Here is a 7,745-nt window from a genome sequence, read left to right as displayed (position 1 = left end):
CGCAGTTCTGGCAACCCCGGCAACCGCCATGGCAGCCGCGCGGCGCCGTTCCAGCGCCGCATGGTGGACAGCCCCAACGACAACAACAACCCCTTGAGAGACCATGAACATCCTGATCGTTGACGATGAAGCCCTTGCGCGCAGCCGCCTGAGGACCCTGTTGGCCGATTGCGCCCAGGCCCAGCCCGCTCAGCGCATGACGGTGGCCGAGGCCTCCAACGCGAGCGAAACCATGGCACTGCTGGGCCCCACGGGCGGACGGGGTTTTGACCTGGTGCTGCTCGACATCCACATGCCCGGCCAGGACGGCCTGGCCCTGGCCCACACACTGCAGACCCTGCCCCAGCCCCCGGCGGTGGTGTTTGTGACGGCCCACGCCGACCACGCCGTGAGCGCGTTCGAGCTGGACGCCACCGACTACCTGACCAAGCCCGTGCGCCGCGAACGCTTGCAGCAGGCACTGGCCAAGGCGCAGCGCAGCGCACGCCCTTCCGCACCCGCCCAGGCGCCCAGCCTGCCCGAAGGCGAAACCCTGCTGATCCAGGACCGGGGCCGCACCGAACGCCTGCCCCTGGCCGAGGTGCTGTACTTCAAGGCCGAGCAGAAGTACGTGACCGTGCGCACCACCACCCGCAGCTACATCATGGACGGCTCGCTCAGCGAGATAGAAACCAAGTTCGCCCCGCGCTTCCTGCGCATCCACCGCAATGCGCTCGTGGCCCGCCGCGCCGTTCGTGCACTGGAGAAACACTACGACCCCGAAGAAGGCGAAGGCTGGGCGGTGCGGCTGCAGGGATCCACCGAATTGCTGGCGGTCTCCCGCCGGCAAGTAGCGGCTGTGCGAGAGGAGTTGGCGCGCTGATTTTGGCCGCTAGCGCTTGATAGACAAGCGCAGATAGCTATTAATTTAATAGCAATTCCTCAATACACCTCGGGCACGTACATGCTCGCGGGCACCGGCTGACGCAGGTATTCGGGGTTGCGCACCCGCTCGGGCAGCACCACGGTCGGGTGGGGCACGTCCTGGTAGGGCAGTTGCGACAGCAGGTGGGCGATGCAATTGAGGCGGGCCTTTTTCTTGTCCACCGCCTGCACGACCCACCAAGGCGCCTCAGGGATGTGGGTACGCTCCAGCATCGTCTCTTTGGCCTTGGTGTAGGCCTCCCAGCGCACGCGGCTTTCCAGGTCCATGGGGCTGAGCTTCCACTGCTTGAGCGGGTCGTGGATGCGGCCCAGAAAGCGCAGATGCTGCTCTTCGTCGGTGATGGAGAACCAGTATTTGACGAGTGTGATGCCCGAGCGCACGAGCATCTTTTCAAACTCAGGCACGGTGCGGAAGAACTCTTCGTATTCGTCGTCGCTGCAAAAGCCCATCACCCGCTCGACGCCCGCACGGTTGTACCAGCTGCGGTCAAACAGCACCATCTCGCCGGCCGCAGGCAGGTGCGCCACATAGCGCTGAAAGTACCACTGGGTGCGCTCGCGGTCGTTGGGCGCAGGCAGTGCCGCCACACGGGCCACGCGCGGGTTCAGGCGCTGGGTGATGCGCTTGATCACGCCGCCCTTGCCGGCTGCATCGCACCCCTCGAACAGGATCACCACCTTCTGGCGGCTGTGCTGCACCCAGTCCTGCAGCTTGACCAGCTCGCCCTGCAGATGGAACAGGTCCTTGAAATACTGCTGGCGCGCCAGCTTGTCCGTGGGCTGGAGTTCCCCCAGGTCGTCCACGTTGCGGTCCTCGATCTCCAGCTCCAACTCTTCGTCGTAGCTATCGATCAGGTCGTTGGCGATGCGCTGCATCAGCTCCTGCGTATCGAGGGTGTTGCTGTGGAACATGGGCTTCAAACCAGGCAAAGAAAGGAATGTGCCATGGTGTCGCCAGCCCGTGACAACTCCGTGACATCTGTGACATTTGTGACATTCCCGCGAAATGTCACGGCACTGTCACAGCATCAGCCGACCCTCAATGCCCGTGCCCGCTGTCGACCGCCCTCCCCACCCACCCGCCACCCTCGCTTCGGTGAACGCCAGCCTGAACTACGGGGGCGATGCCGCCGGGCTCATCTGCGGCTACCTGCTGGGCGCAGGCACCACGCCGCGCGAGGTCGATACCGTGCAGGCCGCGCAGTGGCTGGCCAACATGCGCCCGCAGGCCACGCCCGACACCCACCTCCCACAGCCACCGCAGGACACTTTCCTGTGGCTGCACTTCAACCTGAGCCACGCCCAGGCCGTGCGCTGGATGGAGCGCCATGCCGACCTGCCCGAAGCGTTTTTTGATGCGCTCAAGGACCGCTCTGTCTCCACCCGCATCGAGCGCGACGACGACACGCTGATTGCGGTGCTCAACGACGCGCACTTTGACTTTGCCTTCGAGCCCTCGGACATCGCCACCCTGTGGACCAGCGTGGCGCCGCACCTGATGGTGACGGGGCGCACCAGCCCCCTGCGCTCGGTGGACGCCCTGCGCACGGCGGTGCGCAGCGGTAATGCGCCCTGCTCCAGTGTCGCCTTGCTGGCCGAACTGATGCGCACACAGGCATCGGGCCTGGTGGACATCGTGCGCGGCGTGACCCAACGCATCGACGACGTGGAAGACGCGCTGCTGGCCGGGCGCCTGGACCAAAAGCGTGCGCGGCTCGGTGTGCTGCGGCGCCTGCTGGTGCGCCTGCAGCGGCTGCTGGCACCCGAGCCGGCTGCGCTGTTCCGCCTGCTGCAGCACCCGCCTGTGTGGATGGGCGCCGACGACGCCCAGGAGCTGCGCGACTCGACCGAAGAGTTCTCGGTGGTGCTGCGCGACATGCAGGGCCTGCAGGAGCGCATCAAGCTGCTGCAGGAAGAAATCGCCGCCAGCGTGCAAGAGGCCAACAGCCGCAGCCTCTTCGTGCTGACAGTGGTGACCGTGCTGGCCCTGCCCATCAACATCCTGGCGGGGCTGTTTGGCATGAACGTGGGCGGCGTGCCGCTGGCAGACAACGGGCATGGCTTTTGGATCATCGTGGCGGTGGTCGCGGCCTTCACGGCGGTGGCTGGCTGGCTGGCCCTGCGGGGCACGCGGGACCAGTAGCTCTGGGCGCCGGGCGCTGACGGAGCCCTCTACAATCGCGCCCCTTGCCGCTCCCGACTGCCTCCCCTGCCATGAATATCGTCGTCAACGAAGAACTCAAAGCCTACATCGAACCCCTGACCCCCGACGAGCATGAGGCGCTGGAGCGCAGCATCTTGGCCGAAGGCTGCCGTGATGCCCTGGTGCTGTGGGGCGACGTGCTGGTGGACGGCCACAACCGCTACGGCATCTGCCAAAAGCACGGCCTGCCGTTCCAGACCGTGCAAAACCCACGGTTTCAGTCGATGGAAGACGTGCACCTGTGGATGATCGACCAGCACCTGGGGCGCCGCAGCGTGTCCGATTTCCAGCGTGGTGTGCTGGCCCTGCGCAAGCGCGAGATCATGGCCGACCGCAAGGCCCGCGCCACGACTTCCACAGAAACCGAAGCAGCCACCGCTACCCCTGAAGCCCCCGAGGCAGCGGCCGCCCTGCCCGCCCCCGATCCACTCACCAGCCGCGAGTCCATTGCCCGGGCCGCCCGGCTGAGCAGCAGCCAGGTGGTGATGATCGAAAAAATCCAGAAGCAGGCCGCGCCAGAACTGGTGGCGGCGGTGAAGTCGGGCACCATCTCCATCAACGCCGCTGCGGCTGTGGCCACGCTGCCCGCCGAAGAGCAGGTGGCGGCCGTCGTGGCGGGCAAGGACGAACTCAAGCAGGCAGCCAAGCGCGTGCGCGAGCTCAACAAGCGCAAGCCGCAGCGCGAGGACGCGCCCAAGGCGGCAGAGGCTGATGACGCGCCAGGCGACACAGGCGGTGGTGCGGATGAGATCCAGATGCTGCGCCAGCGTGTGGCAGACCTGACGGCCGAGAACACCGAACTGCGCAGGCAGCTGGCACAGCTCCAGCCGGCCGATCAGCCGTTCTGACCTTGCTTCACACCGACCGCCCCACGCTGCACGGGGCGGTGGGCGTGGCTCAGCCGTTGGCGCTGCGCAGTGCGCTGAGCCGGTCAGCGATCAGGTCGATGTCCAGCCCGTCCTCGGCATGGGTCAGATAGGCTTCGAGGTCCGCCATCGCTTCAGCGGCGTTGCCGCGCTCGGCATGGGCCAGCCCCCGGTCGCGCCGCTCGCCCCAGGCGTCAGGCAGCAGCACGATGAGCCGGTCGAGCACGGTGATCAGGCGCTGCCAGTCCTGCTGCGTGCGGTGCACCTCTTTGAGGTTGCGCAGCATGCGCGCGATGATGTCGCGCGGGGTGGCAGCCTGCAGGTACAGGCCCAGTGGCACGTCGTAGTCGTCCACCAGGCCGTTGCGTCGCTTGTAGGGCTCCAGCCGCTCGGCCAGCTCTTCGCGGCTGAGGGATTGGCCCGAGATCGGATCGAGCACCACCTGGCCTTTGGGCAGCAGCACCTTGACCATGAAGTGCCCCGGGAATGCAATGCCCCGCGCATGCAGGCCCAGGCCCTGCGCCAGCTCCATCCACAACACGGCCAGGCTGATGGGAATGCCCCGGCGCGTGCGCAGCACAGCGTTGAGGTAGCTGTTTTCGGGGTCGTAGTAATTGTTGATGTTGCCGCCAAAACCCAGGTCGACAAAGAAAAACTGGTTGAGCGTGCGCAGGCGCTGCAGCGCCGGGGCATCGGCAGGCAGGCGGCGCTTGATGCGGGCGAGCAGCTGGTCCATGTCGCCCAGCAGTTGCTGCATGTCGAGCTCGGGGTATTCGTCTTGCGCCAGGCTGGCCGCGGCCTCCAGCAGCGGGAAGTGGTCATCGCTTTGCACCAGCGATGCAAAGTACTCCAGCGAGGTGGGTACGGAATAGCTCAGTGACATGGTGGTGTTGTAAGTGCCGGGGCGGGCGGCGTCAAGCGACAGAAAGCCCTTCTTGACAGGGCATTTGTGGCCTTCAGTGAAATCAGCGCCGCAACAGCTGGCGCAGCTTGAGCCCGGCTGCCCACAGCGCGCCAAAGTACAGCACGGCTGCAGCAGCCATGAGCGCCGCCAGCAACCCTATCCGCTGCAGGGTTTGCCCCCTCATTTCCACCCAGTCGAAATGCTGCGCACCCCATACCAGCAGCACGGCCAGCAAGGCGCTCGCAGCGATCACCTGCAGGGCGAACTTGCCCCACCCCGGCAGGGGCCGGTAGCTGCCGCGCCGCAGCAGACCGATCAACAGCCAACCGGCATTGATGAGTGCGCCAATGCCGATGGTCAACGTCAGGGCCGCATGCTGCAGGTAACGCACCAGCACCAGGTTCATCAACTGGGTCAGCACCAGCACCGCCACCGCAATGAGCATGGGGGTGCGCATGTCATGTTTGGCATAGAAGCCCGGCGCCAGCACCTTGATGGCCACAATGCCCACCAGGCCCACGCCATAACCCGTGAGTGCCAGGGTGGTTTGGCGCACGTCCTGGTCGCCAAAAGCCCCATAGTGGTACAGCACCGCCACCAGCGGCTCTGAAAAGACCAGCAAGGCCACCATGCAGGGCACGGACAACAGCACCACCAAGCGCAGCCCCCAGTCGAGCATGGCCGAGTACTGGTCGTCGTCCTGCTTGGCGCGGGCGCTGGCCAGCTGCGGCATCAGTACCACGCCCAATGCCACGCCCAACAGCGCGGTCGGCAGCTCCATCAAGCGGTCTGCGTAGGTGATCCAGCTCACGCTGCCTGTGGGCAGGTGCGAGGCAATCTGCGTATTGATCAGCAGGGATATCTGCGCCACGCTCACCCCCAGCAGCGCGGGCAGCATCAGCCGTACTACTTTGCGCGTGGTGGGGTCGGACCAGGCGGCACGAATGGCCGCCCAGCGCACCCCAATGCGCGGCAGCAACCCCAGGCGCACGAGCGCAGGCACCTGGATGGCCAGTTGCAGCAAGCCACCCAGCATCACCCCCGCCGCCTGGGCGTAGATGGGCTCGATGCCATGGCGGGAAAACCAGGGTGCGCCCACCGTGATGGACAGGATCAGCGCGATGTTGAGCAGCACCGGCGACGCCGCCGGCACTGCAAACTTCTTCCAGGTATTGAGAATGCCCCCCGCCAGCGCCACCAGCGACATGAAGCCGATGTAGGGGAACATCCAGCGCGTCATGGTGACGGCGGCGTCAAAGCCCTGGGGCGACTGCTTGAGCCCGCTGGCCATGCCCCACACCATCCAGGGGGCGCCCAGCACGCCAGCAATACACAGCAGCACCAGCGTCCATGCCAGCAAGGTGCCCACATGGTCGATCAGCGCATGGGCACTCTCTTCGCCCTCCTGGGCACGGGTGGCGGACAGCACCGGGACAAAAGCCTGGCTGAAGGCGCCCTCGCCCAGCACCCGCCGGAACAGATTGGGGATACGGAATGCCACATTGAAGGCGTCCGTCATGGCACTAACCCCAAAGACGGAAGCCATGAGAAGCTCTCGCACCAGCCCGGTGATGCGGGAGGCAAGGGTCAAAAGGGAAACGGTGGAGGCGGCTTTGAACAGTGACACGGGCGGGAGTGTATTCCCCCTGAGCCGCTTCGCGCCTTCCCCCAGCGGGGGACGCACCCTGTGGCCCGGCAGAGCCGGTTCCAGGGGTACGCTAGCGATGGCGCTACGCCGGTTTTGAACCCCATGGCGATGAACAAACTGCCTTGGGCTATAATCGCGGGCTTTGCTGGCATCATCCACAGACCCAAGGAACTAAATCATGGCATCCGCTAAACCCAAGAAAAAGAACCCGCGCCTGGCGTCGGGCCGCAAGCGCGTCCGTCAGGACATCAAGCTCAACGCTGCGAATACCTCGCTGCGCTCCAAATACCGTACCGCTGTCAAGAACGTCGAAAAGGCTGTTCTGGCTGGCGACAAGACCAAGGCGACCGAACTGTTCGCCAAAATGCAAGCCGTGGTGGACACCGTGGCTGACAAGGGCATCTTCCACAAGAACAAGGCTGCTCGCGACAAGAGCCGTCTGTCTGCCAAGGTGAAAGCCCTGGCACTGGCAGCCGCCTAAACCAACCCCTCCGCCTGCCCCGGCAGGCAAACAGCCCGAACGGCATGTGCCGTTCGCCGTTTGTAACGGGTGCGCTGCCAGCAAAAAAACGAATAAAACCGCCTTCGGGCGGTTTTTTCGTTTCTGGGCGGGAAGCAAGCACCGAGCCAAAGGGCCGGAGGTGTGAGGTCCCTGCTTTGGGGCAGCCCATGCTGAAATCCGTGAGAGAGCCAGCGCACAGGCCGAAAAAGACACCCCTGGCCCGCAAGCGGTCAGGCCACAAGCCGGCTCAGAGCTTGGAGGACGGGGGATCAGGCAGCAGGCAGGCTTCAGCCACCTGCAGATTGTTGTCGCGCGCGAAATTGATGACAAAGTCCCAGGCCATGGGCTCGTGGCCCTGCAGGTCGCGGTGCACCACCACACACTTCACGCCATTGAGCGTGGTGGGAATGCACCAGGGCGAGTAGCTCAGATGGCTGCCAGGGCGCGCTCCGCCGGGGCGGAAACTACTCATCACCCCGGCCAGCCGCTCGGCCCAGTCGCTGGGACGAAAGGTTTTCCCGTCGTGGGTGATGCCCTGAATAAAGATTTCTTTGGAGGAGGGGGAAACCATCGGGGATTGGAGTGGTAGTGAGCGCGCCAGACACAGGATCACTGCATGCTGCACCGCAGCGCGACATTCTAACTCTTATATAAGAGCTGGCTCCCTAAACCCTGCGTCGGGCTGCACATAGGGGCCA

The 7,745-nt window shown here is 65.1% G+C and carries 8 protein-coding genes; 4 read left to right on the top strand and 4 right to left on the bottom strand.

Translation table 11 applies throughout. The annotated features are described in order from the left end of the window. Positions 1-103 precede the first annotated feature (103 nt). Positions 104-862 (top strand): LytR/AlgR family response regulator transcription factor, encoded by a 759-nt coding sequence (locus tag NFX52_RS19835; RefSeq protein WP_055394454.1) that lies wholly within the window; start codon positions 104-106, stop codon positions 860-862. Positions 863-921: 59 nt separating this feature from the next. Here NFX52_RS19835 and ppk2 read toward each other — a convergent pair whose 3' ends face one another. After that, positions 922-1,836 (bottom strand): polyphosphate kinase 2, encoded by a 915-nt coding sequence (ppk2, locus tag NFX52_RS19830; protein ID WP_252635790.1) that lies wholly within the window; start codon positions 1,834-1,836, stop codon positions 922-924. A gap of 130 nt (positions 1,837-1,966) precedes the next feature. Here ppk2 and NFX52_RS19825 point away from each other — a divergent pair, with 130 nt between their 5' ends. Continuing rightward, complete coding sequence (locus tag NFX52_RS19825; RefSeq protein ID WP_082437280.1) at positions 1,967-3,067, top strand: transporter; 1,101 nt, start codon at positions 1,967-1,969, stop codon at positions 3,065-3,067. Between the two features lie 71 nt (positions 3,068-3,138). Then, entirely contained in the window at positions 3,139-3,975 is an 837-nt protein-coding gene (locus NFX52_RS19820; RefSeq protein ID WP_055394450.1) for a hypothetical protein, read from the top strand. A gap of 49 nt (positions 3,976-4,024) precedes the next feature. On the opposite strand, the gene NFX52_RS19815 is transcribed toward NFX52_RS19820, so the two are convergent. Then, a complete protein-coding gene (locus NFX52_RS19815) occupies positions 4,025-4,876 on the bottom strand; it encodes a SirB1 family protein (protein ID WP_055394460.1) in 852 nt (283 codons plus the stop codon). Between the two features lie 82 nt (positions 4,877-4,958). Next, entirely contained in the window at positions 4,959-6,524 is a 1,566-nt protein-coding gene (gene murJ, locus NFX52_RS19810) for a murein biosynthesis integral membrane protein MurJ (RefSeq protein ID WP_055394448.1), read from the bottom strand. Between the two features lie 199 nt (positions 6,525-6,723). Between murJ and rpsT the strand changes: the two genes are divergently transcribed. After that, positions 6,724-7,026: a 30S ribosomal protein S20 gene (gene rpsT / locus NFX52_RS19805; RefSeq protein ID WP_008905691.1), complete on the top strand. Its 303-nt coding sequence runs from the start codon at positions 6,724-6,726 to the stop codon at positions 7,024-7,026. 268 nt (positions 7,027-7,294) lie between these two features. On the opposite strand, the gene NFX52_RS19800 is transcribed toward rpsT, so the two are convergent. Continuing rightward, positions 7,295-7,618: a DUF3579 domain-containing protein gene (locus NFX52_RS19800; protein WP_055394446.1), complete on the bottom strand. Its 324-nt coding sequence runs from the start codon at positions 7,616-7,618 to the stop codon at positions 7,295-7,297. Between the last annotated feature and the right edge of the window lie 127 nt (positions 7,619-7,745).

The sequence above is a fragment of the Acidovorax facilis genome, assembly GCF_023913775.1.
Classification (GTDB): domain Bacteria; phylum Pseudomonadota; class Gammaproteobacteria; order Burkholderiales; family Burkholderiaceae_C; genus Acidovorax; species Acidovorax facilis.
Note: the sequence above shows the minus strand (reverse complement) of the source record. Positions and strands in the feature narration are given on the sequence as shown.